Raw genomic sequence first — 25,676 nt, 5'->3', positions numbered from 1 at the left:
ACACACATCCGAGGACGTTGTCATGAGGATCCGGCTCCCGAACCCGTTCGCCGCTTGCCTGTCCGCCGGCGCCGTCGTGCTGGCGCTGGTACTGGTCGCGCCCGCCGGCAGCACCGCCGCGGCCGAGCCCGCGCTCCGTTTCATCGCACCGGGCGACGGCAGGCTCATCGGTACGGTCGATCTCCGGGTCGAGGCTCCCGCGGATACCACGGCGGTGCGGTTCTACCTCGACGACGTGCAACTGTCCGAGCTGACCGATCTCTACGCCAGACAGACGAAGACCGCCCCGATCTGGGCGACCGCGACCGACGTCGGGTGGTTCCCCAACGGCTCGCACCGGCTGAGGGCCGAGGCCGACACCCCGTCCGGCACGCTCGCCGTGACCAGGCCGGTTGTCACCGAATCCGCGCCGACCGGGCCGGGCGTCAAGAGCCTCAACGGAGGGTGGCGGTTCTCGACCGAGAGGGACCTGCCCGGCGGCGCGCTGGACGGCGACGTCCCGCAGGCCGTCCGGCCGGAGTACGACGGCGGCACCTGGCCGTCGATCGTGGTGCCCAGCTCGTTCGGCGCGGTGAAGGCAGCGTGGAACGACGACGACGGCCTGGTCGGGGTCTACCGCCGGACGATCGACCTCGATGCGCCGGACCAGGGGGACCGGACCGCTCTCGTCTTCGAATCGTGCTTCTGGTCCTGCAGGTACTTCGTCAACGGCGTGGAGGTGGGCACCAGCACCGGCGGCTATCTGCCGACCCGGCTCGACGTCACCGACGCGGTCCGACCGGGAACGAACACCATCGCGGTGATGGTCGAGAACCGGGTGTTGACCATGGGCGAGTACGCCCGCCCGGTGCAGGGCCTCTACTGGAACTGGGGCGGTCTGCTCCAGCAGGTGAGACTGGAGCGCAGCCCTGCGGTCGCGGTGACCGACACCCGGGCCGAGGGCACCCTGGACGGGCGGCTGACCCTGCGCCCGACCGGCGTCAACGCCACCGTGGCCGCACAGCAGGTAACCGCGATGCTGACCGTCAACGGGCCCGACGGGTCACCCGTGCTCGGCCCGCAGAAGGTGCAGACCACGGTGCCCCCTGGCGGAGGCTCCGCCACCCCGATCACCGTGGAAGTACCCGACCCCGAACCGTGGGATCTCGACCACCCCAATCTGTACACGGTGCACCTGCGCCCCCTCGGCGACGCCGCCGGGCGGGAGCTTGTCGAGCAGACCGGTTTTCGCACCGTCGCCGTTCGCGGCCTCGACCTGCTGCTCAACGGCAAACCCGTCCAGAACCTGCAGGGCTTCAACCGCCACCTCGACTATCCTGGACTGGGCCGAACCCAGCCGGACGGGCTGGCCGAGCGCGAGCTCAAAGCGCTGCACGACAAGGGCTTCCGCATTTTCCGACCGGCCCACTACCCCGCCACTCCCGCGGAGCTCCACGCCGCTGACAAGCACGGCCTGCTCGTCATCGAGGAGATCAACAACATCAGCTCGCAGCCGGGCAGCTTCCTCGGGAGGCCCGACGTGCAGGAGTTCGGCAAGCGGACCCTGGCCCGGATGATCGACCGGGACCGTAGCCACCCGAGCCTGTTCGCCTGGTCGGTCGGGAACGAGAACGCGACCGAGACCGATGGCGCGGTCGACTACGTGCGCAACGTCATCGCGTACGGGCGCACTCTCGACCCGACCCGGCTCTACACCCAGGTCTCCCATCGCCACACACGGGATCGGGCCTACCCCCACCAGGACTTCTTCGCCACCAACTACTACGCCGGCTGGTACTCCACATTGGGGAGCCTCACCTCCCATCTCGACTCGTTGCAGAAGATGAGCGGCAAGCCGCTCCTGCTGACCGAGTACGGGGCCGAGGCGGTGTATCAGCGCGCCGGCCTGGATCGCGGGACCGAGTACTACCAGGCCTCACTGGTCGACGAGCACAACCGCCTGCTCAACGACCGCCCGCACCTCATCGGCAAGATGTACTGGACCTCGACCGAGTTCTGGTGCACCCCCACCTGGGGCGCGGGACAGAACCCCGAACCGGTACCGCCCTTCCACACCAAGGGACTCCAGACCTACTTCCGGGCAAATAAGCTCGGTTGGCGGGTCATGTTCTCGCCGGTGCGGATCGTCCGGACCAGCGTTCTTTCGGCACCCCTCGACCGGCCGGGGACGCTACGCCAGCGGGTGACCATCGCCGACGCACGTGGCCACGGCGGCAAGGGAACGTGGTGGTCGAGCCGCCACCGGGCTTCACCGCACCACCCGTGCCCTTCACGGTGGCCCCCGGTGCCACGACCACGGTCGACGTGACGCTGACGGGCACGCTCACCGCCGCCGACACGATCTCGACCGGCTTCGTGCGGGCCGTCGTCGACTCCGACACCGAGGCCCTGCCGGCGCCGTTCACCATCCGCAGCACTGACACCGTCACCAGCCCGGCCGGCGACGACTTCGGTTCGGGCGCGCTGGACTCCGGCTGGCAGATCGTCCGCCCGGACGACTCCGGCTGGAGCCTTCACGACCGGCCGGGCTCGCTGCGCCTGTCGACGCTCCCCGGTGGCGAGACAGGCGCCACCAACGACGGCCGCAACCTGCTGGTGCGTACCAACACTCCCCAATCCGACTTCACCACGGCCGCAACGCTCGCCGCGCCGCAACTGTCGGCGGACTTTCAGCAGGTCGGGCTCTATGCCTACGTCGACGACGACAACTACGTGAAGTCCGCTCTCGGCTGGGTCGACGGACGGCGAGCACTGGAGTTCCTGGCCGAGTCGGGCGGCAAGGTCGGCACCCGCATTTCGATCCCGTACGCCGGAGAGTCCGCGCACGTGCGCCTGGTGCGCCGCGGCGCGAACCTCACCGCCGAGTACTCCAGCGACGGCCAGGACTGGTACACCCTCGCCGACGCAGGTCTCGCCGGAACGCCCAAGGTGGCGGTACAGGCCGTGGGCGGCAGCGCGAGTCCACCCGTGGTCTCGACGTACGTCGACGACCTCACGGTGCTGACCTCCGGGCAGGTGGAGGTCCACGACCTGACCATCGCTGGCCAGCCGCTGTTCACGGGCGAGGCCGCACAGGCGACGGTCACCGTCGCCAACGGCACCGACCGCCCCGTGCCCGTCAACGCGCGCCTGGCCGTCCCCGACGGCTGGGCCTCGGGGAACGCCTCGCAGTCCGTGCCGGCGTACGGAAAGGTGACGCTCCAGGTTCCGGTGACCTCCGCCCAGGCACCGCAGGTCGCGACCCTCACGCCCGAGGTGACCGCCGAAGGCGCACGGGTGTACGGCAAGCCCGCAACGGAGGTCGTGACGGCGCCGCGGGGTGACCGTGTCTCACTCGCCCTCGACGCCGGCACGCCGAGCAGCGCGCTGCTGCCGACGTACCAACGGCTGTCGCCCTCGGAGGGATGGGATCCGGCCAGGGGTTACGGCTGGGTCGGCGCCGCGCCGCAGGCCCGCGACCGCGGGCGACCGGACGACCTGCGCCGCGACATCGTGACGAACACGGCATCCGCCACGCTCCGGATCGCGGTACCCGCCGGCAGCCATGACGTGTACCTCCTGATCGGGGACGCGAGTTTCGCCGCAGACGCGATGACGGTGTCCAGCGGGGGCCGCACCCTTGCGCATCTGGCCGCTCCGTTGCCGACCGGGAACCACCGCTGGCTGACGTTCTCCATAGACGGGGGCGCAGGCGGCCGAACGATCGACCTCGACCTCGCGGCCGACAACGCCGGTCAGTTCTGGCGCTTCGCCGCCCTGGCCGTGGAGTAGGCGGCGGAGAGGACAGCACAAGATGAGGTACGAGAGGCAGGTCTCGCAGATGTCTTTCACCCGTTCGTCAAGAGCATCGGCTCGACGCGTCCGGATCGTGGCCGTTCTCGCCGCCGCAGCCCTGCTGGCTTGGCCTGGAGTGAGCGTCGCGGAAGCCGGTGGCAGCGAAGCCAACCCCGCGCAAGCCTCCGTAAGGCTGGACCCGCGGCGGATGGTGGGCGGCGGGAACATTCCCGCTCACTTCGTCGGCTTCAGCGTGGAGTGGTCGCTGATCGAGCGTTACATGGGCCCGGCTGCCCGGCCGGCCTTCGCCAACCTGCTCAGCAACCTCGACAGTGGCGTACTGCGGATCGGCGGGTCGTCGCAGGACGTCACGCCCTTCGACGCGGCGGCGGCCAACACCAACCGGGTGATCACCCCGGAGGATCTCGGGTATCTCCGCGCCACCCTCGACGCCGCCAACGGGAACGACGCCGCGGGCAACGGCGCCCCGAGTTGGGGCGTGATCCTCGGCACCGCGCTGGCGCCACCGACCGCGCAGCGCCCCTGGCGGGGGCCGGAGCATGCACGGGCTTTCGTCACGCAGGGCGTCAAGCCGGCGTTCGCGGGCGCCGACAGCGACGTGGCCGGGATCTCGCTCGGCAACGAGCCGGATCTCTCCTACCGCAACAATCCGCAGGCGTACCTGAGGGATTTCGCCGCCTTCTCAAACGCCGGTGTCACCCAGTCGTACCCGATCGTCACGCCGAACACGAGCGAGCCCATCGCGCCTTGGACCGGCATCGCTGATCGCAGCGTGGACACCCGGTTCTTCTGGGACTGGCCGGCCATTCTCGATGCCACGGCGCCGGAGACGAAGGCGAAGGCCGGGGTGTTCGGGGCGTGGGCCGCCGATCATTTCTATCCGCTTGCGCGCACCTGCACCTCGGATCCGTACCGGTGCCCGTCGATCCCGGCGCTGCTCTCCGACGAGCGGCTGGCGAACTTCAACTACCAGGTGTACACCCATGCCAGCGAAGCGGCCCGCCATGGCCTCGGTTACCGGCTCGAAGAGCTCAACACCGCCGCGGGCCGTGGCGCACCTGGCGTCAGCGACGTCGCGGCCAGTGCCGTCTGGGCGCTGGACGCGATGTTCAATGCGGCGTGCCCGCAGCCGCCCCACGCCCCATCGGTCAACGCCGACTGCGGTACCGGCGCGATCGGGGTGAACTTCCACAACGCGGAGGTGCGGGCGTTCTACTTCCCGGAGGAGGGCAACGGCTACTACAACGCCATCAGCTTCGACCCGTCCCCGGCCATGGGCGCGCCGACCCCGGCGCCCGAGTACTACGCCACGCTGCTGTTCTCGCGGTTCGCGCAGGGCACGAGCGGGCTCCGGCCGGTGCCCGTGACGGTGAACGAACCGCACGGCGCGCAGGTGAAGGCCTGGCGCGTCGACGCCGGCGGGTCGGAGCGACGGCTGTTCCTCATCAACAAGGGTGACCAGCCCGTGTCACTGGACGTGGCTGCCCCCGGCGCCCGGTACGAGATCAGCCGGATGACGCCCGACGACCCGACTGGTGCCGGGCGCACACTGGACGCACCCGCCGTACGCATCGACGGGCGGGCGGTATCCGCCGACGGCACGTGGCCGGGGTTTCAGCCGACCGTCGGTGCGATCAAGGCAGAGCACTTCCAGGTCACACTGGGCGCCGGCGAGGCGGCGGCCGTGACGCTGCACGGCCACGATGGGTGACGCAGTCCGCAATCCAGTGCGGTGTCCACCAACGTCCACCGGGTGTCCGGTGGTGTTGTGGATCCTCACCGTGAGGGGGTGAGCGACTCCCCACCGGGTGGTTGGGGGGCGGGCCTCCGCGGGTCAACTGATCCTCGCGCCGCCGGCGAGCGGCGGGAGTCACGTAGGGAGCGGCCGGCGCCGGGGAGGCGCCGGCCGGCTCGACGGTGCGTGACCACCTCGGGCAGCACGACGGCTGTGGGGGTGGTGGGTCCGCCGCCCGGGGTGCGGGTGGCGATGGTGGCGGCCGCGACGAGGTCGCGGTGCCCGGAGAATGCGCAGTGGGGGCAGGTCAGGGTCCGCCCGCGAGGTTCGGGTACCCGGCGTCGGCAGGTGGGGCAGGTGGAGGACGTGCCGCGTTCGTCGACGAGCCGGGGTGATGCCCGCTTGGGTGGCCTTGTGTCGGGTGAGGATCTGGATGAGCGGCCGATCTGCCACTGCCGTAGTCGCAGGTTGTGCCGCCGCCCCGCCGGCAGGTCGAGCAGGCCGCGGGGGTCGCCGACGTGCAGCACCTCGACCCGCTGGCGTACGGCCAGGTGATGACGCTTCGGGCGGCTTCGTGCTGGGCCTGGCGGACCCGCCGCCGACGCCGGCCCTCCACCAGCCGCGCCCGACTATTCGCGCCACCGACCTGAGCCCCGCTGACCCAGTACGGCTACATCGCGGTCCCCCGGCCGCACAACTGATGAGTTGCAGCACGACCAGGTGGCCTGATGGGTGACCTTCGGGCTGCCGCAGCTGCGGCCCGCAGCACGCCCGTTTCGCCGCCCGCCCGGCTTGCCTGCTCCTGGCAAGCCGGGCGACGTGCTCGGCCCGCGGGAGTGCTCTACGACAGGGCCGCTGCAACAGACCGGGTGTCGGTCCGGCCGGCGGCGGGAGGCGAATACGCCTGCTGCGGCAGGCGGTACGCCAGGTCGGTGGCAGTGTCGATGGCTTCGTCCTCCGAGAGCCGGTGCTCCACCACGAGGCGGCCCAGGTAGCCGGCGTCGACGCGCCGGGCGAGGTCGTGGCGTGCGGGGATGGACAGGAACGCCCGGGTGTCGTCAACGAAGCCGGAGGTGTTGTAGAAGCCGGCCGTCTCGGTCACCAGTTCACGGAAGCGGCGCATCCCGTCCGGGCTGTCGAGGAACCACCACGGCGCGCCGAGCCGGACGGAGGGGTAGACGCCGGCGATCGGTGCCAGTTCCCGGGAGTAGGTGGACTCGTCGACGGTGAACAGCACGAGGCGGAAGTTCGGATGGTGCCCGAACGCGGTGAGCATCGGCCGCAGGGCACGGGTGAACTCGGTCGCAACCGGGATGTCGAACCCGCGGTCGGGGCCGAACGCGGCGTGGACGGCCGGATCGTGGTCGCGGAGCACTCCGGGGTGGATCTGCATGACCAGCCCGTCGTCACAGGACATCCGGGCCATCTCGAAGAGCATGTGATCGGCGAAGGCGGCGGCGGCACTGCCGCTCACGCCGCCCTGGTACGCCTCGGTGTAGATCCGGCGGGCCTCGGCGAGTGGCAGGGGTTCGGCGGCAGCGGTGAGGTGGCCGTGATCGGTGGCCCGGGCTCCGGCCAGCGCGAAGGCCTCGCGTCGGCTCCGGAGTGCGGCGAGGAAGCCGTCGTAGTTGCCGGTGTCGATTCCCGAGATCTCCTGGAGCAGCTGTACTCGCCGGACCCATCCGGTGGACCCGACATGGGTCAGTGCGTCCGGACGGAACGTGGGTATCACCCGTGTGCCGAGCCCCGCGGCCCGGAGCCGGGCGTGGTCGTCGAGCGTCGAGGTGGCCGGATCGGTGGTCGAGATCAGCTCGATGTTGAAGGTGTCGAGCAACGCCTGTGGCCGGAAGTTCCGCTCCGCCAGCCGGGCGGCGATGAGGTCGTAGAGCGTGTCGGCGGTGTCGGGGCCGGGAGCGACGTCAATGTTGAGGACCTCGACCAGCTCGTGCTCCAGCCAGTAGCGACTGGGCGTGCCGCGGAAAAGGTGCCAGTGGGCGCAGAACCGACGCCAGATCTGCCGGGGGTCCGTCTCGACCGCACCGCCGTCGCCCCGGGGGACGCCGAGTTGCTCCAGCGGCACGCCCTGCGAGACGAGCATCCGGGTCACGTAGTGGTCGGGCACGACCAGCAGGTGCGCCGGGTCGGAGAAGGGTTCGTCGTCGGCGAACACCGCCGCATCCACGTGTCCGTGCATGCACAGCAGCGGCAGCTCACGGGTCGCCTGGTAGATCCGCCGGGCGACGGCCCGGGTGCGGTCTTCGGCTGGCAGGCCTCGGTCGGGATGCAGACGCAGCTGTGCCAACGCAACTCTCCTCGGCGCTTGGGAACAACCTCTGCAAAGGATTGCAGCAACGCCGTTACGCCACAAGAGGCCAGTCTTCAGCCTGCGGAAACATCGACGCAGCAAAGTATTGACACAAGCATGCAAGCGGTTTCACACTGCCGTTGCACGCCGTTCACGCGATCGAGGGGGTGGGCCTTGCGAGCAACGATCCGCGAGGTGGCACGCGAGGCGGGCGTCTCCCCGTCCACGGTGTCCCGGGCGCTGTCGACGCCCGAGATGGTCAACTTCGCTACTCGGGAACGGGTCCTGCGGGCGGCTCACCGGCTCGGCTACGCACCCAATCGCGCCGCCCGCGGTCTCACCACGGGCCGCACCGGCAACCTCGGGCTGATCGTGCCGGACCTGGCCAACCCCTTCTTCCCGGGCGTGGTCAAGGGCGTGCAGGCCAGGGCGAGGGAAGCGGACTACGCCGTCTTCCTCGCCGACACCGATGAAGACCCGGCAGCCGAGGCGGGGCTGGTCCGCGCCCTCGCCAAGCAGGTGGACGGACTCATCCTCTGCTCACCCAGAGCGCACGAGGACGAGATCCGCGACCTGGCCGAACACGCGACTCTCGTGATGGTCAACCGCCGCTTCGGAAACATCCCGTCGGTCGTCTTCGACAACGCGGACGGAATGCGGCAGGCGGTTGCCCATCTCCAGGCGCTCGGCCACGAGCGCGTCGCCTGGGTGGGCGGGCCACGCACCTCCTGGTCGAACCGGGACCGGCTCCGGGGCGTCCGCGCCGCGACCGCTGCGGCCGACATGGAACTGCACGTGACCGGTCACTTCCCGCCCCAGTTCGAAGGCGGGGTCGCCGCCGCCGACCTCGTCATCGCCTCCGGCGTCACGTCGGTCATCGCCTACAACGACCTCATGGCACTCGGCCTGCTCGGCCGCCTGCGGGACCGCGGCGTGCGCGTGCCGCAGGACATCAGCGTGATCGGCATCGACGACATTCACATGGCGGCGATGTCGGCACCGGCACTCACCACCGTCTCCCTTGCCAAGGAGCAGGCCGGACGCACCGCCGTCGACCTCCTGCTCGCACTGCTGGTGCAGCCCGACGGCGTGCGCAACGCCCGCCGGGAGTTGCCGACCCAACTCTTCGTGCGCGGCTCTACCGGGGTCGCGCGGACCACCTGACCAGCCCCGGCCGACAGGCCACGGCCACACCTCGCGTGCGGGGTGACCGAGGAAGGGACAGTTTCCATGGGCATTACCCGGCGGAGCACCCTCATCGCCGCAGCATCGTCCGTACTCTTCACCGCCGCCTGCGGCGCGCCGGACAACTCCGGCGGAAGCAGCGGCGACAGCGACGGCGCCGTACCGGACAAGCCGAAGAAGGCCGTCACACTCAACGTCCTCGACGTCGCCGGCAATCTCCAGCTGACCCAGGAGATGATCGACGAGTTCGTCGAGAAGCATCCGGACATCATCTCCCGCGTCACCTACTCCAAGGCACCGGCACCGGAACTGGCCGGCAAGATCAAGGCACAGCAGAACGCCGACCGGGTGGACATCGGCCTGGTCCTGACCGGCGTCGACGGACTGGCGGCCGGCATCGACCAGGGCCTGTGGCTGGACCTGCTGCCCACCCACGCGGACCGGCTACCCGGCATGAAGGACTACCTCGAACCGGCGGCGGCGATGCAGAAGCTGGCCGGCAACTCGGGAGTCACCGTCACCTACTACCCGTCGGGCCCGCTCCTGGAGTACCTGCCGGCGAAGGTCCCGAACCCGCCCACCACCGCGGAGGCACTCCTCGCCTATGCCAAGGCCCACCCCGGCAAGGTCCAGTACGCCCGCCCGTCGAACTCCGGGCCTGGGCGCACCTTCCTGATGGGGCTGCCGTACATCCTCGGCGACAAGGACCCGAAGGACCCGATTAACGGGTGGGAGAAGACCTGGGCCTACCTCAAGGAGCTCAACCAGCACGTCGCCTACTACCCGAGCGGTACCACGGAGACGATGAAGAACCTGGCCAACGGATCCGTCGACGTGATCGCGTCGACCACCGGCTGGGACATCAACCCGCGGGTGCTCGGAACGGTGCCCAAGGAGGCCAAGGTCAGCTCCCTGCAGGGGTTCCACTGGGTGACCGACGCCCACTACGCCGTCGTGCCGAAGGGTGCCTCCACCGACATCCAGGCCGCTGTCCTGGCCCTGTTGGCGTTCATGCTCACGCCCGAGCAGCAGGCCAAGGCGTTCGACCAGGGCTACTTCTACCCGGGACCGGCGGTGAAGGGAGCCGAACTGTCGATGGCGCCGCAGAAGAGCCAGGACGCCATCCGCGAGTTCGGCCGGCCGGAGTACGACGCGCTCATCGCGAACAACCCGACCGCGGTCCCCTTGGAGGCGAAGGCCCTGGTGGCGGCGTTCGACCGCTGGGATCGCGAGATCGGCAGCGGAAAGGTCAAGCAGGGATGACCAAGACCAGCTCCGGCTTCTCGGAGCTACGACTCGACGGCGTGTCCCGCCGCTTCGGCAGCCAGGACGCGCTCAGCGACCTGGACCTGACCATCCGGGCCGGCGAGTTCATCGCGCTGCTCGGCCCCTCGGGCTGCGGCAAGTCCACCGCCCTGAACTGTCTTGCCGGACTGCTGCCCCTGACCGGGGGCAGCATCTGGCAGGACGAGCGGCGCATCGACACGCTGCCGCCGGAGCGCCGCGGTTTCGGGATGGTGTTCCAGAGCTACGCCCTGTTTCCGCACATGTCCGTACGCGCCAACGTCGCGTTCGGACTGCGGATGCGGCGACTGCCCAAGGACGAGATCCGGCGCCGTACCGAGGATGCCATCCGTCTCGTCCGCCTCGAGGAGCACGCCGGCAAGCTGCCCGGTCAGCTCTCCGGCGGACAGCAGCAACGGGTGGCCATCGCCCGGGCGGTCGTGCTCGAGCCGTCGCTGGTGCTGATGGACGAGCCGTTGAGCAACCTCGACGCCAAACTGCGTCTCGAGATGCGTACCGAGATCCGGCGGCTGCACCAGTCGCTGGGGCTGACCACGGTCTACGTCACGCACGACCAGGAGGAGGCGCTCTCGCTGGCCGATCGCCTCGTCGTGCTGCGGGACGGCCGGGTACAGCAGATCGGATCCCCGGAGGAGTTGCACACCCGACCGGGCAACTGGCACGTCGCGGATTTCATGGGTTACCGGAACCTCTGGCCGATGCGCGCCACATCGAGGGTGGACGGGTTGGTCACCGTGGAGGCCGACGGGTTGCGGCTGGTCGGCGAGCCGGTCGGCCGCATCGCGCCGGGCGACGCGGTCATCGCCGGCGTACGACCGGAGGACGTCCGGGTCGTCACACCGGGCGCGTCGGACGCGGTGCCGGCCGAGATCGAGGTGGTCGAGTACCAGGGCCGGGAGCTGGCGGCGGAGGCCCGCACGGCCTCCGGCCTGCGGGTGCACGTCCGCACCGAGCAGCGGGTCGCGCCCGGTGACCCGGTCGCGCTGAGCGTGGCCCCGCAACGGCTGCTCGTCTTCCCGGTCGAATCGGACGAGCGGCCCGCCGCCCCCGGTGACCGGGTGGACGCGGTGGTGGAGGAACCGGGGTTGGTCGGATGAGCACCACGGGAAGGCGCGCGACGCGCCCCGCCGGTGCGCCGCAGTCACCTAAGGCGCACTGGCGGCACCGGCTCGCCGAACGCGGCGTCGACCAGCAGTTGTGGCTGCTCGCGCCCGCGGTGCTCTTCGTCGTCCTGCTCTTTCTGTACCCGTTCTTCTACGGGCTGGGCCTCTCCTTCCAACCCACCGAGGGTGGCCCGTTCAGCGACTACGCCCGCTTCTTCGGCGACGCGTACCAGCGGGACACCATGTGGATCACGCTGCGCATCGCCCTTCCGGCGGCGCTGCTCAACGTGCTCGCCTCGGTGCCCATCGCGTACCGGATGCGGGGACGGTTCCGGGGCAAGCGGCTGGTCACCATCCTGCTGGTGGTACCCATCACGCTCGGGACCGTGCTGACCGCCCAGGGCCTGCTGAACTTTCTCGGGCCCACCGGATGGTTCAACCGGGTGCTGATGGCGCTGCACCTCACCGACGAACCGGTGCGGCTGGTGCACAACTACTGGGGCGTCTTCTTCTCGCTGATCATCACCGGGTTCCCGTTCGCGTTCCTGCTCGTGCTCTCCTACCTCACCGGCATCGACCCCACCCTGGAGCGGGCGGCGGCCACGCTGGGCGCGGGCTGGTGGCAGCGGTTCCGCATGGTCACCCTGCCGCTGCTGATGCCCGGGCTGGCCACGACGTTCTGTCTGACGTTCGTCCTGGCCTTCAGTGTGTTCCCGTCCGCCGTGCTGGTCGGCAATCCGGCCGGCGAGACCCGGGTCATCTCCATCGCCGCCTACCAGGCCGCCTACGAGCAGTACGACTACCCGTACGCGTCGGCGATCGCCATGATCATGGGACTGATCGAGCTGGTCGTCATCGCGGTGGTGCTGCTCGCCCGGACCCGCTTCTACACCGGATCGACGGGAGGCAAGGGCTGATGAGCACTGTCACCGAGGTGCGCCGGGGTGGCGCGACGGACTCCCGGGACGTACGGCCGCGGCGCCTGGTCGCGCGGCCCGCCGCGTGGCTGGTCTGGGGCGCGGTCATCTTCTTCTTCCTCAACCTGCTCGGCGTCGTCGGATCCGTCCTGGTCAGTTCCTTCGGCCAGCGGTGGTTCGACACCTGGTTCCCTGACGGCTACACCACCAAGTGGTACGGGGCGGCGTGGAGCGACTTCGCCCTGCTGGACGTCATCCTGGTCACCGTGCAGGTCTCGTTGCTCGTCGTGGGGCTTTCGCTGATCATCGGAGTCCCGGCGGCGTACGTGCTAGCCCGTCGCGACTTTCCCGGCAAGCGCCTGGCCTACCTGGCCTTCCTGCTGCCGATCCTGATGCCGCCGATCACCTACGGGATCCCCCTCGCGACGGTGCTCTACAAGTTCGGCTTCGCCGGGCACCTCTCCGGCGTCGTCCTGGCGAACCTCGTTCCGTCGGTCCCGTTCGTGATCCTCACCATGACGCCCTTCATCGAGCAGATCGACCCCCGGATCGAGAGCGCCGCCCGGATGTGCGGGGCAGGCCTGCGGTCGGTGTTCCTCCGGGTGCTGGCTCCACTGCTGCTGCCCGGGATGCTCGCCTCGGCCATCCTCGTCCTGGTCCGGACCGTGGGCATGTTCGAACTCACCTTCCTCACCGCCGGCCCCGACTCCCAGACACTCGTCGTCGCGCTCTACTACTCGATGTCCGCCGCGGGCATCCGGGCGCAGCAGTCCGTCGACGCGATGGCCGTCATCTACACGTCGATGATGCTGGTCCTGCTGGTGATCGCCCTCCGGTACGTCAACCCGACTCAGCTCGTCGCCCGGGTGAAGGAGGACCCGGACGCATGAGTGAGCGCAGTGACCATCTCATCGGGCGCGGCGCAGTCCGGTCTCCTGGCGACACCGACCGGGGCGAGGGGGCCTGGAGCCTGCTGCGCGGCCAGCGCGTCCTGCCGGTGCTGCGGCTGCCGTCCGCGGCGGAGGCCACCGCCGCGGCGACGGCGATGTTCCACCGTGGCCTGAACGTGGTCGAACTGACCGCGACCACCCCCGACTGGGCGACGGCGGTCCGTGACGCACGCCGTGGGGCACCCGCCGGCGCTCTGGTCGGGCTCGGCACCGTGACGACCGAAGCGCTCGCGAAGCAGGCGGTGGAGGCGGGTACCCAGTTCCTGGTCAGCCCGTGGCCGGCCCCGGACGTGCGGGCGGTCGCGGAGAGCGCCGGGCTGCCCTTCCTGGAGGGAGCGTTCACCCCGGGCGAGGTGGCGGCCGCCGCCGCCCGTGGACCGGTGAAGGTCTTCCCCGCGCACATGGCCGGCCCGACCTTTCTGGCGAGCCTGCGGCAGGTGCTGCCGGCCGCCGACCTCGTACCCACCGGCGGGATCGCCCTCGATGCGGTGCCGGACTGGCTGCGCGCGGGCGCGTGCGCGGTCGGCGTCGGCAGCGACCTGCTCCGGCCGGGCGCGGCGGAGCGGCTGCGGTCGCTGCTCGCCACACTGGAGCACGTCGGCGAGGAGGCCGGATGAAGATCGTCGAGGCCCGGGTCATCGTGACCTGCCCGGGGCGCAACTTCGTCACCCTGAAGATCGTCACCGACGAGGGCCTCACCGGCGTCGGTGACGCCACCCTCAACGGCCGGGAGCTGGCCGTCGCGTCGTACCTGCGCGACCATGTCGTACCGCTGCTGGTCGGGCGCGATCCGGCGCGGATCGAGGACACCTGGCAGTACCTGTACCAGGGGGCGTACTGGCGGCGCGGGCCGGTGACGATGAGCGCCATCGCCGCCGTGGACACCGCGCTGTGGGACATCAAGGGCAAGGTCGCCGGGCTTCCCGTCCACCAGCTGCTCGGCGGTCGGTCCCGGGAGGGCGTGACGGTGTACGGGCACGCCAACGGCGAGACGGTGGACGACGTGCTGACCGAGGTGGCGCGCTTCGTCGACCTGGGCTACCAGGCGGTACGGGTGCAGTGCGGCGTGCCGGGGCTGGCCAAGACGTACGGCGTCAGCGGCGACAAGATGTTCTACGAGCCGGCCGACGCGGCACTGCCCAGTGAGGCGACCTGGTCGACGGAGCGCTACCTGGCGCACATCCCCACGGTCTTCGCCAAGGTACGCGAGGAGTTCGGCCCCACCCTGCGCCTGCTGCACGACGTGCACCACCGGCTGACCCCGATCGAGGCGGCCCGGCTCGGGCGCAGCCTGGAGCCGTACGCGTTGACCTGGATGGAGGACCCCGTCCCCGCCGAGCTGCAGGACGGCTTCCGGCTGATCCGCCAGCACACCACGACACCGATCGCCACCGGCGAGATCTTCAACTCGGTCTGGGACGCCACGCAGCTCATCCGCGAGCAGCTCATCGACTACATCCGGACGACGGTGGTCCGCGCCGGGGGCATCACCCACCTGCGTCGGATCTTCGACTACGCCGCCCTGCACCACGTGCGCAGCGGCTCGCACGGCGCCACCGATCTCTCCCCCGTCTGCATGGCCGCCGCGCTGCAGCTCGACATCGCCATCCCGAACTTCGGCCTGCAGGAGTACATGCGGCACACCGTGCAGACCGACGAGGTGTTCCCGCACGAGTACCACTTCGCCGACGGCTACCTGCATCCCGCGGAGGCGCCGGGGCTCGGGGTGGACATCGACGAGGAGGCGGCCGCTCGCTTTCCCTACTCCCCCGCCTACCTGCCGGTGAACCGGCTCGAGGACGGCACGGTGCATTCATGGTGAGCAGAATCGTCCCGGACGTGCTCGTCCTCGGCGAGATCGAAGGCCGGGCGGGCGAGCACGCGCACGTGCACGACCTCGGGCTGCCGGGGGACGCCGAGCAGCTCGGGGCGGTGCGGTGAGCACCGAGATGGCGGCCGGTCAGCGGCTCGCGCTCGACGCGCTGGACCGGGTCGCCGGGCAGGGCCGGGGCTGGATCGGCCCGGCGGTAGATCCGCGCGCCCTGCGGGTCGGGATCGTGCACCTCGGGATCGGGGCTTTCCACCGCGCGCACCAGGCGGTCTTCACCGAGCTGGCGGCCGCGGCGACCGGGCGGCAGGACTGGGGCATCGCCGGCGTCACGCAACGGTCGGCGTCCGTACGGGACCAGCTTGTGCCCCAGGGCGGTCTGTACACCGTGCTCGAACGGGGTGCCGACGCCGCCCCGCCGCGGGTGGTCGGCAGCGTGCGGGACATCGTCTTCGGCGGCGGTGATCCGGCAGCCGTCATCGACCGGATCGCCGACCCCGCCGTACGCCTCGTGACGCTGACCGTGACCGAGAAGGGCTACCGGCGCGACGGTGCCGGCCGGCTCGACCGGTCCGATCCCGAGGTGGTGGCTGACCTGGCCGGCCGACCGCCCCGGACCGTCGTCGGCCAGTTGGTGCGGGGGTTGCAGCACCGCCTGGCCTGTGACGCGGGACCGGTCACCGTGCTCTGCTGCGACAACCTCGTCGGCAACGGCGATGTCCTGCGCGGGCTGGTGCACGACTTCGTGGCGGCGCTGCCGTCGGCCGAGGCCAGCGGCCTGGCCGACTGGATCGTCGCCGCGGTGCGCTTCCCGTCCTGCATGGTCGACCGGATCGTGCCGGCCACCACCGACGAGGACCGCGCCGACGTTCGCGCGGTGCTCGGCCTTGAGGACCGGGGCGTCGTGGTCGCCGAGCCGTTCAGCCAGTGGGTCATCGAGGACGACTTCGCCGGCGACCGGCCCGCCTGGGAACGTGCCGGCGCGGTACTGACCAGGGACGTCGCCGCCTGGGAGGCGGTGAAGCTGCGAATGCTCAACGCGAGCCACTCGCTGCTCGCGTACCTGGGCGCCCTGCGCGGGCACGACACGATCGCAGCCGCGCTCTCCGACGACCGGCTCGCGGCGGCGGCCGAGGCCCTCATGGTCGAGGACGTGACCCCCACCCTTCGGGCGCCCGACGGGCTCGACCTGACCGATTACCGTTCCCAGGTGCTGACCCGCTTCGCCAACCCGGCACTGCGGCACCGCACGGTGCAGGTCGCGATGGACGGGTCGCAGAAGCTGCCGGTGCGACTGCTGGGCACGGTCCGGGACCGGCTCGCCGCCGGGGTGGTGCCCCGGCACGCCGCGCTCGCGGTCGCCGCCTGGATGGTGTACGTGTCGCAGGGCCGGGATGTGCGGGGGCGGGACCTTCCCCTGGACGATCCGATGGCTGACCGCCTCCGTACCGCCACGGCGGCGGCCGGCGGCGAGCCGGAGCGCGTCGTGGACTCGCTGCTGCGGCTACCCGAGGTCTTCGGTGCGGACCTTGCCACCCACGACGGGTTCCGCGCCGCGCTGGTGGAGCACGTCGGGCGGTTAATGAAGGGCTGAGCCCTCGCCCGCCGCACGCAGGGAGGCTGGGCTGTCCGAACAAGACAGACAGCCCCGACAGGCGCACCACGATCTATCACGTCGCGCTCGAGGCCGGGGTGGCGCCGTCGACCGTGTCGCGCGCGTTCTCCAAACCGAGCCGCGTCAACTCGGACACGGCAACGCATCCGTCAGGTCGCCGAGCGGCTCGGCTATCGCACGAACCCCTTGGCCCGGGCGCTGACGACCTCCCCCACGCACATGATCGCCCTGGTCATCGCGGACATCACCAACCCCGTGTTCGCGGAGATCGTCCCGCGGCCCAGCACGCCGCGGCAGCCGCCGAGCTGACGACGGTGTTGATCGACGCGCAGGAGTCGGACCGTCTGGAGCGGGTCGCGCTGGAGCGAGCGTTGCCGCATCGACGGCAGTGTTGGCCAGCAGCCGCATGTCGGACTCGGCCGTCCGGATGTTGTCCAAACAGCGCCCGGTGATGGTGCTCAACCGGTCGATCCCGGACGTCCCATGTGTCGTGACGGACAATCCTCGCGGTGTCCGCCAGGCCGCCAAACACCTCGGCGAGCTGGGATCTTGCTGGGGGTTGGCACCGCTGGAGCGCCCGTCCGGCGCCCAGGTCGACCGGTCCGGCGCCAGCCGCCGCACCTGTTCCGACTCCAGCCGGGTAGGCCACGGGCGACTGGCAGGATCTTCCAACCTCGGCCACGAGGACATGGCGATGATGGCCAACTTCGAAGTCGTCTCATGCGAAGGAGCGCGGCGGTTCACCGCAACGCCGTTCGTCGTCAGTGTGGATGTCACACCGTCCGTCCGGCGTCAGCCCGGAAGCACCTTTCCGGGGTTCATCAGGCCCAGCGGGTCGAACAGCTGCTTGAGCCCGCGCATCAGATCCAGCTCGTCAACGTCCTTGTAGTCGGTGATGATGTCCCGCTTGGACTGCCCGAGCCCGTGCTCGGCGCTGATGCTGCCGTCGAACGCGCACGTCGAGTCGTAGATGACGCGAGCGAGGGCACCGGCTCGCGCACGGAACTCGTCGTCGTCGCTGCCCACCGGTTTGCTGAGGTTGTAGTGCAGGTTGCCGTCGCCGATGTGGCCGTACGTCACGATTCGAATGCCCGGGACGGCTTCCTCGAGCGCCCGATCGGTGCGTTCCACGAAAGCCGGGATGCGACTGACCGGCACGGTGACGTCGTGCTTGAGGCTGGGGCCCTCGTGGTTCTGCGCCTCGGAGATGCCTTCGCGCAGCACCCACAGGGCGGTGGCCTGCGCCGGGCTGGAGGCGACGACGGCGTCCACCACCACGCCCCGCTCGAACGCCTCGCCCAGCGCGGACTCGATCACCGCGTCGAGGCCGGCGTCGGGCAGCGTGTCGCTCAGCTCCACGAGTGCGCACCAGGGGTGGGGGTCGCCGAACGGGTCGCGCGCGCCCGACGAGTGGCGCAGCACGAACTCCAGGCTCTGCCGGGACATGATCTCGAAGCCGGTCAGCCGGTCGCCGGCCAGTTCCCGGAGGACACCGATCAGGTCGACCGCCGCCTGCGGGCCCGGCAAGGCCACCCACGCCGTCGCGCGGCTCCGGACAGCAGGAAAGAGCTTCAGCACGGCGGCGGTGATGACCCCGAGCGTGCCCTCCGCGCCGATGAACAGCTGCTTGAGGTCGTAGCCGGTGTTGTCCTTGCGCAGCCCGCGAAGCCCGTTCCAGATCCGCCCGTCCGGGAGCACCACCTCCAGCCCGAGGGTCAGGTCGCGCATCGTTCCGTAGCGGAGCACGCCGGTCCCGCCGGCGTTGGTCGCGAGGTTGCCGCCGATCGTGCAGCTTCCTTCCGCGCCCAGGGAGAGCGGGAAGATCTGACCGGCGGCCGCCGCCGCCTCCTGCACCGACCGCAGGACCGCGCCGGCCTCCACGGTGATGGTCTGGTTGGCGACGTCGAGGTCGCGGATGCGTCGCATCCGCGTCAGTGAGAGCACCACTTGGCGGCCGGAGGAGTCCGGGACGGCGCCGCCGCACAGCCCCGTGTTGCCGCCCTGTGGGACCACCGCGACGCCCGCCTCGCAGCACAGCGCGACAACCGCGGCCACCTCCTCGGTGGTGCCCGGCCGCACGACGGCCGCGGCGGTTCCCGCGTACGCGTTGCGCCAGTCGGTGAGGTAGCCGGCCATATCGTCCGGGCCGCTGATCACGCCGGAGGGCCCGACCGCCTGCCGCAGCCGGCCGATGAGGTCTGCGGTCACGAAGCCGCCACGTCCTTCCCGTGCACCGTGGTGCTCGCCGGCACCAGCCCGAGCACCCGGCGGGCACGCGTCACCACCTCGCCGAGCCGGTCCGGGTCGAGCTGCCGCACCGTCCGCGCCGACGGTGCGAGCCCGTCCAGCTGCGCCGCCCACTCCGGCATGCGCTCGGGAAAGCTCGCCGCGAGCACGTCGAGCATCGTCGAGGCGGCGGTCGAGGCGCCGGGCGAGGCACCGAGCAGGGCGGCCAGCGAGCCGCCCGCGGAGGTGACGATCTCGGTGCCGAAGCCGACCATCGTGCCGCGTCCCCCGGTCTTCTTGAGGACCTGGACGCGCTGCCCCGCCGTGATCAGCGTCCAGTCGTCCCCGCGCGCCGACGGCACGAACCGGCGCAGCGCGGCGGTTCGTGCCTCCGCCGACTGGGTCACCTGCCGCAGGAGGTAGGCCACCAGCGAGCGGTTGTCCCGTGCCGCGGCCACCAGGACCGGGAGGTTGCCGGGCCGGACCGATCGCAGGAGGTCGGTCGGCCGGCCACGGGTGAGGAAGCGGGGCGAGAAGGCCGCGAACGGTCCGAAGAGCAGCGCCTCCTCCCCGTCCACCACCCGCAGGTCGAGATGCGGTACGGAGATCGGCGGGGCACCCGCAGGCGCATGCCCGTACACCTTTCCCCGATGGGCTGCCACGAGCTCGGGCCGGTCGGTGCGCAGGAACTGACCACTGATCGGGAAGGCGCCGTAGTGCCGGATCTCCGGGACCCGGGCCGACTGCAGCAGCGGCAGCGTCCCGCCGCCGGCCCCGACGAAGACGTACCGGGCCCGCAGCCGCCGGCGATGCCCCGTCCTGCGGTCGCGGACCCGCACCACCCAGGTCTGCCCATGCCGACGCAGGGAGGTGACCTCCTGGCGGGTCCGGACGACGCCGTCGCGCTGGCGCAGGACCGACAGCAACTGCCGGGTGAGGACGCCGAAGTCCACGTCGGTCCCCCGGGTGGAGCGGGTGAGCGCCACCGGTTCGTTCCCGGTCCGGCCCTGGAACATCAGGGGCAGCCAGGAGGCGAGGACGTCGGGGTCCTCGCTGAACTCCAGGTCGGCGAAGAGCGGATGGCCCCGCAGGGCCTCCCACCGGGCCCGCAGGTAGGCCACGCCGTCCGCACCGCGGCCGAAGCCGAGGTGCGGGACCGAGCGGATGAACGCCTCGCGCGGTCCGAGCACCCCCCGCTCCACGAGACGGGCCCAGAACACCAGGGACGAGACGAACTGCTCGCCGATCCGCACGGCGCTGGAGGCGTCCAGCGTGCCGTCGGGCCGCCGTGGCGTGTAGTTGAACTCGCAGAGACCGGCGTGGCCGGTGCCGGCGTTGTTCCAGGCGCTGGAGCTCTCAAGTCCGGCCTCGTCGAGCCGCTCGACGAGGGTGATCCGCCAGTTCGCCTGCACCTCGCTCAGCAGCACGCCAAGGGTCGCGCTCATGATCCCGCCGCCGACGAGGACGACGTCCCAGTCCTCGCTCGGGTCGCTCCTCGACACGATCACAATCCCCACGCTAGAAGCCCGCGGCGATGCCTGTCCAAGTCCGCCAGGGCATGGGTCGATACCCCTGCGACATGACGATCAGCCGAGCAGCATGGCGATCCCGACCAGCACGGGCACGGACAGGACGGTCGTGAGCAGCACGGCGTCCCGCGCCAGCAGGGTGCCCCGGTCGTAGGACGAGGCGTAGACGAAGACGTTCTGCGCCGTCGGCAGGGCCGAGGTCACGGTGACCGCCAGCAACGCCACCCCCGAGAGGCCGACGGCCCACCGACCGAGTGCGTAGGCCAGCGCCGGCTGGGCGAGGGTCTTGAGCGCCACGGCCAGCCAGACCCGGGGGGCTGTGTCGCCGGACGCGGGGCGGGGTGCGCCGTGCAGGCTCATGCCGTACGCCAGCAACGCCGCGGGAACCGCGAGCGCGGCGGTGAGCTCGATCGGCTCCAGCACCAGCGACGGCAGGTCCACGCCGGTGGCCGCGACGAGCACACCCAGGGCGCAGCCCACCACGACCGGCGTGCGGAGCGGCTGGGTGAGCAGCCGCCAGCGGGGCGGAGCCTCGCCCGACGTGTGCGAGCCGGCCAGCACGGCCAGCCCCACCGGTGCCATGACCAGTACCTGGAACAGCAGCACCGGGGCCACGAACGACGCGTCGCCGAGGACGTACACCGAGATGGGGACGCCCAGGTTGCCCGCGTTGACGTAGGACGAGGCGAGTCCGCCGACCGCCAGTTGGGCCGGCGGCTGCCGCCAGCGCCACCGGGCCAGCGCGGTGTACAGCAGCGCGCTGAGCACCGCGCTGCCCGCAGTGGCCACCAGGGCGGCCGACAGCAGTGCCGCCGGATCGGCCTCCGCGAGGGTGAGCAGCAGCAGCGCGGGAGTCGCCACGACGTAGGACAACCGCGACAGCACGCCACTGGCGTCGGCGCCCAGCGTGCCCGTCCGGCCGATGACCCAGCCGACGGCGATCACCGCGAGCAGGGCGGCGAAGCCGCCGATGACGGCGTTCACCCGGCCGTGCCCGCGGCTGCGCGACTCACGCGAGCGGCGGGTGCGCGGCGTCCGCCACCTGCCCGGGGGTCCCCAACGGCGTTGGCGGGAGCAACCGGACGACCGGCGTGGTCATCGGGGCAGCTCCAGGACGCCGTCGACGCGTCGCGGGATGTCGCGGTAATCGTCGGTGAGCTCGGGCGGGAGCAGGTGGGCGGGCGCCCCCTGCCAGGTGACCGGCCGCAGGAACCGCCGGATCGCGGTGGTGCCGACGGACGTGTGCTGCGAATTGGTCGACGGCCACGGCCCCCCGTGGTGCTGCGCCCAGGAAACTGCCACACCCGTGGGGTAGGCGTCGTAGATGAGTCGTCCGGCCCGCGGGCGCAGCTGCTCGGAGACCGCCAGCGGCAGTTCGGTCTCGCCCTGGCCACGCAGCACGGTCGCGGTCAGCGACGAGGGCATCGCCGCCAGCGCGCTGAACAGCTCCGCCTCGCCGTCGTAGCGGGCCACCACCGACACCGGCCCGAAGCACTCCTCGGTGACCTGCGGCGGCAGCTCGCGCGCCGACGTGGCCAGCAGCAGCGGCGCGACCTGGAAGCCGTCCCCCTGCGGCTGCGCACCGCGGGCCAGCACCTCCACGCCCGCAGCCTCGGCGAGGCCACCGGCGATGTGACCGTACGCGGCGGCGATGCCCTCGTTGAGCAGCACCGGAGAGCCAGTCCCCCGAACCGCCTCGGCCATGGCGGCGACCACGGTGTCGCCCTCGGCGCCGGACGGCACGAACACCAGGCCGGGCTTGGTGCAGAACTGGCCGCCCCCGAGGGTGAAGGAGCCGACGAGCTCGGTGCCGATCGCAGGCCCGCGCTCGGCGGCGGCCCCCGGCGTCACCACGACCGGGTTGAGGCTGCTGAGCTCCCCGAAGAACGGCACCGGGTCGGGGCGCTGCTCGATGATCCGCAGCAGCGCGCGCCCACCGTTGACCGAGCCGGTGAAGCCCACGGCCCGGACCGCCGGGTGGGCGACGAGGTCCGCGCCGGCCGGGACGCCGTGGACGAGGCCGAGGGTGCCGGCCGGAGCGCCCGCCTTGTCCGCCGCTGCCAGCAGGATGTCGAACACCAACTGCGACGTCGCGGGGTGGGACCCGTGCGCCTTGACGATGACCGGGCAGCCGGCGGCGAGGGCGGAGGCGGTGTCGCCGCCGGGTACGGAGAAGGCCAGCGGGAAGTTGCTGGCGCCGAAGACCGCGACCGGGCCGATTGGGACGAGCATCCGGCGCAGGTCCGGGCGGGGACCCATCGGGGTGTCGCCGGCGTGGTCGATCGTCGCCTCGAGGTAGCTGCCCTCGTCTAGGACCTCGGCGAACAGCCGCAGTTGATAGCAGGTGCGGGTGAGTTCCCCGTTCAGCCGCACCGGCCCGAGCGCCGTCTCGCGGTCGGCGACGGCGACGACGTCCTCGCGCCGGTCCTCCAGCGCGTCGGCGAGGCTCCGCAGCAGCGCCGCCCGCCCGGCGCGGCCGAGCGCCTCCAGGCCGGGGGCCGCGGCGAGGGCGGCGGCGCAGAGCCGGTCCACCTCCGCCGAGGTGGTCTCCCGCGCCACCTCCTCGACGGGCTGGCCGGTACGGGGGTCGATGCTGACGACTGCGGCCATGAGGGGTTCCTCCAATGCTGCGGTGGGGTGGTTCAGCGGGACGTGTCGACGTGGACGCGGTCCACGGTCCAGGCGCGGGCCTGCTCGCTCAGGGTGATCCCCAGCCCGGGGCGGTCCGAGATGTACATGCGCCCGCCGTGCGTCTGCAGGCGCTCGTTGAACAGCGGGTACAGCCAGTCGAAGTGCTCCACCCACGGCTCGTGCGGGTAGGCGGCCGCGAGGTGCGCGTGGATCTCCATCGCGAAGTGCGGCGCTAGCTGCAGGTTGCTGTGGTCGGCGAGGGTGGCGAGCTTGAGGAACTGGGTGATGCCGCCGATGCGCGGGGCGTCCGGCTGGAGGATGTCCACCGCGCCGACGCGGATGAGCTCGTAGTGCTCGGCGACGCTGGTGAGCATCTCCCCGGTGGCGATTGCGGTGTCCAGCGAGCGGGCGAGCTGGGCGTGGCCCTGCGCGTCGTACGCGTCCAGCGGCTCCTCGATCCAGACCAGGCCGAACTCCTCCAGCGCCCGGCCGACGCGCATGGCCGTCGGCCGGTCCCACTGCTGGTTGGCGTCCACCATGAACGGCACGGCGTCGCCGAGGTGCTCTCGTACGGCGCGGACCCGGCGCAGGTCCTCCGCCGAGTCAGGCTGACCGACCTTGATCTTGATGCCGCCGACGCCCGACTCGAGGGTGCGGGTGGCGTTCTCCAGCACCTGCTCGATCGACTCGTGCAGGAAGCCGCCGGAGGTGTTGTAGCAGCGCACCGAGTCGCGGTGCGCGCCCAGCAGTTTGGCCAGCGGCAGCCCGGCGCGCTTCGCCTTGAGGTCCCACAGCGCCACGTCGATCGCCGCGAGCGCCTGGGTCGCCGCGCCGCTGCGGCCGACCGAGGCGCCCGACCACACGAGCTTGGTCCACAACCGGCCGATGTCGCTGGGGTCCTCGCCGATCAGGTCGGGGGCGACCTCCCGGGCGTGCGCGAACTGCGCCGGCCCGCCTGCCCGCTTGGAGTAGCTGAAGCCGATGCCCTCCAGTCCAGCCTCGGTACGGATCTCGGCGAAGAGGAACGCGACCTCCGTCATCGGCCGCTGTCGGCCGGTGAGCACCTTCGCGTCGCTGATCCCGGTAGGCAGCGGGAGGGTGACCGACGAGAGGGTCACCGATTCGATCCGGTCGAGGACCGCGAGGGCCGCGGCAGCGGTGGCGATCGTCATGTCTCTCCTTCTTCGGACGCCAGGGTGGCGGTCAGCGGACCAGGCAGGGACGCTTGGGGTCGAACGCCCAGCCGGGGACGAGGTACTGCATCGCCACGGCGTCGTCGCGGGCGCCGAGGCCGTACTCCAGGTACAGCTCGTGTGCCGCCGCCAGGGCGTCGCGGTCGAGCTCGACCCCCAGCCCGGGCGCGGTCGGGACGGCGATCTGGCCGTCCTTGATCTGCAGCGGCCTGCGGGTGAGCGCCTGCCCGTCCTGCCAGATCCAGTGCGTGTCGAGGGCGGTGATCTCGCCCGGGGCGGCCGCGCCCACGTGGGTGAACATCGCCAGTGAGATGTCGAAGTGGTTGTTCGAGTGCGAACCCCAGGTCAGGCCGAAGTCGTCACACAGCTGGGCGACCCGGACCGAGCCGCGCATCGTCCAGAAGTGCGGATCGGCGAGCGGGATGTCGACTGCGTTCGACCGTACCGCGTGGGCCAGTTGGCGCCAGTCGGTCGCGATCATGTTGGTGGCCGTCGGCAACCCCGTGGCCCGCCGGAACTCCGCCATGACCTCCCGCCCCGAGAACCCGCCCTCGGCGCCGACCGGGTCCTCGGCGTAGGCGAGCACCCCGTGCAGGTCGCGGCAGAGCTCGACGGCCTCGGTCAGCAGCCAGCCGCCGTTCGGGTCGAGCGTGATGCGGGCGTCGGGGAACCGCTCGGCGAGGGCGCGGACCGCGGCGACTTCCTGCTCACCGGCCAGCACGCCGCCCTTGAGCTTGAAGTCGGTGAACCCATAGCGGGCCTGCGCCGCCTCGGCCAGCGCCACGATCGCGTCGGGGGTCAGCGCCGGTTCGCGGCGCAGCCGCTCCCAGGCGTCGGCCGGTTCGGCCTCAGCGAGGTAGGGCAGGTCGGTGCAGCGGCGGTCACCGATGTAGAAGAGGTAGCCGAGCATCGGGACGGCGTCGCGCTGCTGCCCGTCGCCGAGGAGCTCCGCCACCGGCACACCGAGGTGCTGACCCAGCAGGTCGAGCAGCGCCGACTCCAGCGCGGTCACCGCGTGGACCGTCGTGCGCAGGTCGAAGGTCTGCAGTCCCCGCCCGCCGGCGTCCCGGTCGGCGAACGTCTCGGCGACGGCGCGCAGCAGCCGGCCGAACTGTGCGACCGGCTGCCCGGTCAGCAGCGCGCCAGCGTCGGAGATCGTGCGCCGGATCGCCTCGCCGCCGGGCACCTCGCCGACGCCGACCCGGCCCTCGCTGTCGGTGACGACGGCGATGTTGCGGGTGAAGAAGGGGCCGTGCGCGCCGCTGAGGTTGAGCAGCATGCTGTCGTGCCCCGCGACGGGCACCGCCTCGACACGGGCCACGGTCGGGGTGCGGCCGGTCATCGCCGTCCTTTCGCTGG

20 protein-coding genes are annotated in these 25,676 nt (G+C 71.4%); 12 read left to right on the top strand and 8 right to left on the bottom strand.

Annotation, left to right across the window (positions count from 1 at the left end; all coding sequences use genetic code 11):
• Positions 1 to 22 precede the first annotated feature (22 nt).
• The 3 genes from ACVCAH_RS29930 to ACVCAH_RS29920 all read left to right on the top strand — a co-directional run bounded on the left by ACVCAH_RS29930 (position 23) and on the right by ACVCAH_RS29920 (position 5,506).
• Positions 23 to 2,308, top strand: coding sequence for a glycoside hydrolase family 2 protein (locus ACVCAH_RS29930; protein ID WP_447139581.1), 2,286 nt, complete (start codon positions 23 to 25; stop codon positions 2,306 to 2,308).
• Positions 2,263 to 3,771: a beta-xylosidase family glycoside hydrolase gene (locus ACVCAH_RS29925; protein ID WP_447139580.1), complete on the top strand. Its 1,509-nt coding sequence runs from the start codon at positions 2,263 to 2,265 to the stop codon at positions 3,769 to 3,771. The genes ACVCAH_RS29930 and ACVCAH_RS29925 overlap by 46 nt, the downstream gene beginning before the upstream one ends.
• 97 nt (positions 3,772 to 3,868) lie before the next feature.
• On the top strand, positions 3,869 to 5,506 hold the full coding sequence (locus ACVCAH_RS29920) for a hypothetical protein (RefSeq protein ID WP_447139579.1): 1,638 nt from the start codon (positions 3,869 to 3,871) through the stop codon (positions 5,504 to 5,506).
• Between the two features lie 65 nt (positions 5,507 to 5,571).
• Here ACVCAH_RS29920 and ACVCAH_RS29915 read toward each other — a convergent pair whose 3' ends face one another.
• Together ACVCAH_RS29915 and uxaC are read right to left on the bottom strand one after the other, a co-directional pair.
• Positions 5,572 to 6,057, bottom strand: a complete 486-nt coding sequence (locus tag ACVCAH_RS29915) for a zinc ribbon domain-containing protein (RefSeq protein ID WP_447139578.1) — start codon at positions 6,055 to 6,057, stop codon at positions 5,572 to 5,574.
• Between the two features lie 314 nt (positions 6,058 to 6,371).
• Positions 6,372 to 7,832 (bottom strand): glucuronate isomerase, encoded by a 1,461-nt coding sequence (uxaC, locus tag ACVCAH_RS29910; protein ID WP_447139577.1) that lies wholly within the window; start codon positions 7,830 to 7,832, stop codon positions 6,372 to 6,374.
• A gap of 198 nt (positions 7,833 to 8,030) precedes the next feature.
• Between uxaC and ACVCAH_RS29905 the strand changes: the two genes are divergently transcribed.
• From ACVCAH_RS29905 to ACVCAH_RS29865, 9 genes are all read left to right on the top strand, one after another.
• A complete protein-coding gene (locus tag ACVCAH_RS29905; RefSeq protein ID WP_447139576.1) occupies positions 8,031 to 8,999 on the top strand; it encodes a LacI family DNA-binding transcriptional regulator in 969 nt (322 codons plus the stop codon).
• A gap of 66 nt (positions 9,000 to 9,065) precedes the next feature.
• On the top strand, positions 9,066 to 10,283 hold the full coding sequence (locus tag ACVCAH_RS29900; protein WP_447139575.1) for an ABC transporter substrate-binding protein: 1,218 nt from the start codon (positions 9,066 to 9,068) through the stop codon (positions 10,281 to 10,283).
• Entirely contained in the window at positions 10,280 to 11,422 is a 1,143-nt protein-coding gene (locus ACVCAH_RS29895; RefSeq protein WP_447139574.1) for an ABC transporter ATP-binding protein, read from the top strand. Before ACVCAH_RS29900 ends, ACVCAH_RS29895 begins: the two co-directional genes overlap by 4 nt.
• Positions 11,419 to 12,345 (top strand): ABC transporter permease, encoded by a 927-nt coding sequence (locus ACVCAH_RS29890; protein WP_447139573.1) that lies wholly within the window; start codon positions 11,419 to 11,421, stop codon positions 12,343 to 12,345. Before ACVCAH_RS29895 ends, ACVCAH_RS29890 begins: the two co-directional genes overlap by 4 nt.
• Positions 12,345 to 13,235 carry an ABC transporter permease gene (locus ACVCAH_RS29885; protein WP_447139572.1) on the top strand — a complete coding sequence of 297 codons (891 nt, stop codon included), beginning with the start codon at positions 12,345 to 12,347 and terminating at the stop codon, positions 13,233 to 13,235. Before ACVCAH_RS29890 ends, ACVCAH_RS29885 begins: the two co-directional genes overlap by 1 nt.
• Positions 13,232 to 13,912 (top strand): bifunctional 4-hydroxy-2-oxoglutarate aldolase/2-dehydro-3-deoxy-phosphogluconate aldolase, encoded by a 681-nt coding sequence (locus tag ACVCAH_RS29880; protein WP_447139571.1) that lies wholly within the window; start codon positions 13,232 to 13,234, stop codon positions 13,910 to 13,912. The genes ACVCAH_RS29885 and ACVCAH_RS29880 overlap by 4 nt, the downstream gene beginning before the upstream one ends.
• Positions 13,909 to 15,117, top strand: coding sequence for a D-mannonate dehydratase ManD (gene manD / locus ACVCAH_RS29875; RefSeq protein WP_447139570.1), 1,209 nt, complete (start codon positions 13,909 to 13,911; stop codon positions 15,115 to 15,117). Before ACVCAH_RS29880 ends, manD begins: the two co-directional genes overlap by 4 nt.
• Positions 15,111 to 15,236: a hypothetical protein gene (locus ACVCAH_RS29870; protein WP_447139569.1), complete on the top strand. Its 126-nt coding sequence runs from the start codon at positions 15,111 to 15,113 to the stop codon at positions 15,234 to 15,236. The genes manD and ACVCAH_RS29870 overlap by 7 nt, the downstream gene beginning before the upstream one ends.
• Entirely contained in the window at positions 15,233 to 16,717 is a 1,485-nt protein-coding gene (locus tag ACVCAH_RS29865) for a mannitol dehydrogenase family protein (protein WP_447139568.1), read from the top strand. Before ACVCAH_RS29870 ends, ACVCAH_RS29865 begins: the two co-directional genes overlap by 4 nt.
• Positions 16,718 to 17,530: 813 nt before the next feature.
• Here ACVCAH_RS29865 and ACVCAH_RS29860 read toward each other — a convergent pair.
• From ACVCAH_RS29860 to ACVCAH_RS29835, 6 genes are all read right to left on the bottom strand, one after another.
• Positions 17,531 to 18,946: an FAD-binding oxidoreductase gene (locus tag ACVCAH_RS29860; RefSeq protein WP_447139567.1), complete on the bottom strand. Its 1,416-nt coding sequence runs from the start codon at positions 18,944 to 18,946 to the stop codon at positions 17,531 to 17,533.
• Positions 18,943 to 20,472 carry a malate dehydrogenase (quinone) gene (mqo, locus tag ACVCAH_RS29855; protein ID WP_447139566.1) on the bottom strand — a complete coding sequence of 510 codons (1,530 nt, stop codon included), beginning with the start codon at positions 20,470 to 20,472 and terminating at the stop codon, positions 18,943 to 18,945. The genes ACVCAH_RS29860 and mqo overlap by 4 nt, the downstream gene beginning before the upstream one ends.
• Positions 20,473 to 20,550: 78 nt before the next feature.
• A complete protein-coding gene (locus tag ACVCAH_RS29850; RefSeq protein WP_447139565.1) occupies positions 20,551 to 21,477 on the bottom strand; it encodes an AEC family transporter in 927 nt (308 codons plus the stop codon).
• Positions 21,478 to 21,588: 111 nt separating this feature from the next.
• Positions 21,589 to 23,103 (bottom strand): aldehyde dehydrogenase (NADP(+)), encoded by a 1,515-nt coding sequence (locus ACVCAH_RS29845; protein WP_447139564.1) that lies wholly within the window; start codon positions 23,101 to 23,103, stop codon positions 21,589 to 21,591.
• A 32-nt stretch (positions 23,104 to 23,135) separates the two neighbouring features.
• Positions 23,136 to 24,296 carry an L-talarate/galactarate dehydratase gene (locus ACVCAH_RS29840; protein WP_447139563.1) on the bottom strand — a complete coding sequence of 387 codons (1,161 nt, stop codon included), beginning with the start codon at positions 24,294 to 24,296 and terminating at the stop codon, positions 23,136 to 23,138.
• Between the two features lie 31 nt (positions 24,297 to 24,327).
• Positions 24,328 to 25,659, bottom strand: coding sequence for an enolase C-terminal domain-like protein (locus ACVCAH_RS29835; RefSeq protein WP_447139562.1), 1,332 nt, complete (start codon positions 25,657 to 25,659; stop codon positions 24,328 to 24,330).
• Positions 25,660 to 25,676 lie beyond the last annotated feature (17 nt).

It is taken from the genome of Micromonospora sp. LZ34 (assembly GCF_052981855.1).
Note: the sequence above shows the minus strand (reverse complement) of the source record. Positions and strands in the feature narration are given on the sequence as shown.

What these genes read in the sequence shown, in the direction of transcription:
- ACVCAH_RS29840 (WP_447139563.1), bottom strand. Translation starts at nt 24,296, where the DNA reads ATGACGATCGCCACCGCTGCCGCGGCCCTCGCGGTCCTCGACCGGATC.
- ACVCAH_RS29845 (WP_447139564.1), bottom strand. Translation starts at nt 23,103, where the DNA reads ATGGCCGCAGTCGTCAGCATCGACCCCCGTACCGGCCAGCCCGTCGAG.
- ACVCAH_RS29880 (WP_447139571.1), top strand. Translation starts at nt 13,232, where the DNA reads ATGAGTGAGCGCAGTGACCATCTCATCGGGCGCGGCGCAGTCCGGTCT.
- manD (WP_447139570.1), top strand. Translation starts at nt 13,909, where the DNA reads ATGAAGATCGTCGAGGCCCGGGTCATCGTGACCTGCCCGGGGCGCAAC.
- ACVCAH_RS29835 (WP_447139562.1), bottom strand. Translation starts at nt 25,659, where the DNA reads ATGACCGGCCGCACCCCGACCGTGGCCCGTGTCGAGGCGGTGCCCGTC.
- ACVCAH_RS29885 (WP_447139572.1), top strand. Translation starts at nt 12,345, where the DNA reads ATGAGCACTGTCACCGAGGTGCGCCGGGGTGGCGCGACGGACTCCCGG.
- ACVCAH_RS29870 (WP_447139569.1), top strand. Translation starts at nt 15,111, where the DNA reads ATGGTGAGCAGAATCGTCCCGGACGTGCTCGTCCTCGGCGAGATCGAA.
- ACVCAH_RS29900 (WP_447139575.1), top strand. Translation starts at nt 9,066, where the DNA reads ATGGGCATTACCCGGCGGAGCACCCTCATCGCCGCAGCATCGTCCGTA.
- ACVCAH_RS29890 (WP_447139573.1), top strand. Translation starts at nt 11,419, where the DNA reads ATGAGCACCACGGGAAGGCGCGCGACGCGCCCCGCCGGTGCGCCGCAG.
- ACVCAH_RS29930 (WP_447139581.1), top strand. Translation starts at nt 23, where the DNA reads ATGAGGATCCGGCTCCCGAACCCGTTCGCCGCTTGCCTGTCCGCCGGC.
- ACVCAH_RS29895 (WP_447139574.1), top strand. Translation starts at nt 10,280, where the DNA reads ATGACCAAGACCAGCTCCGGCTTCTCGGAGCTACGACTCGACGGCGTG.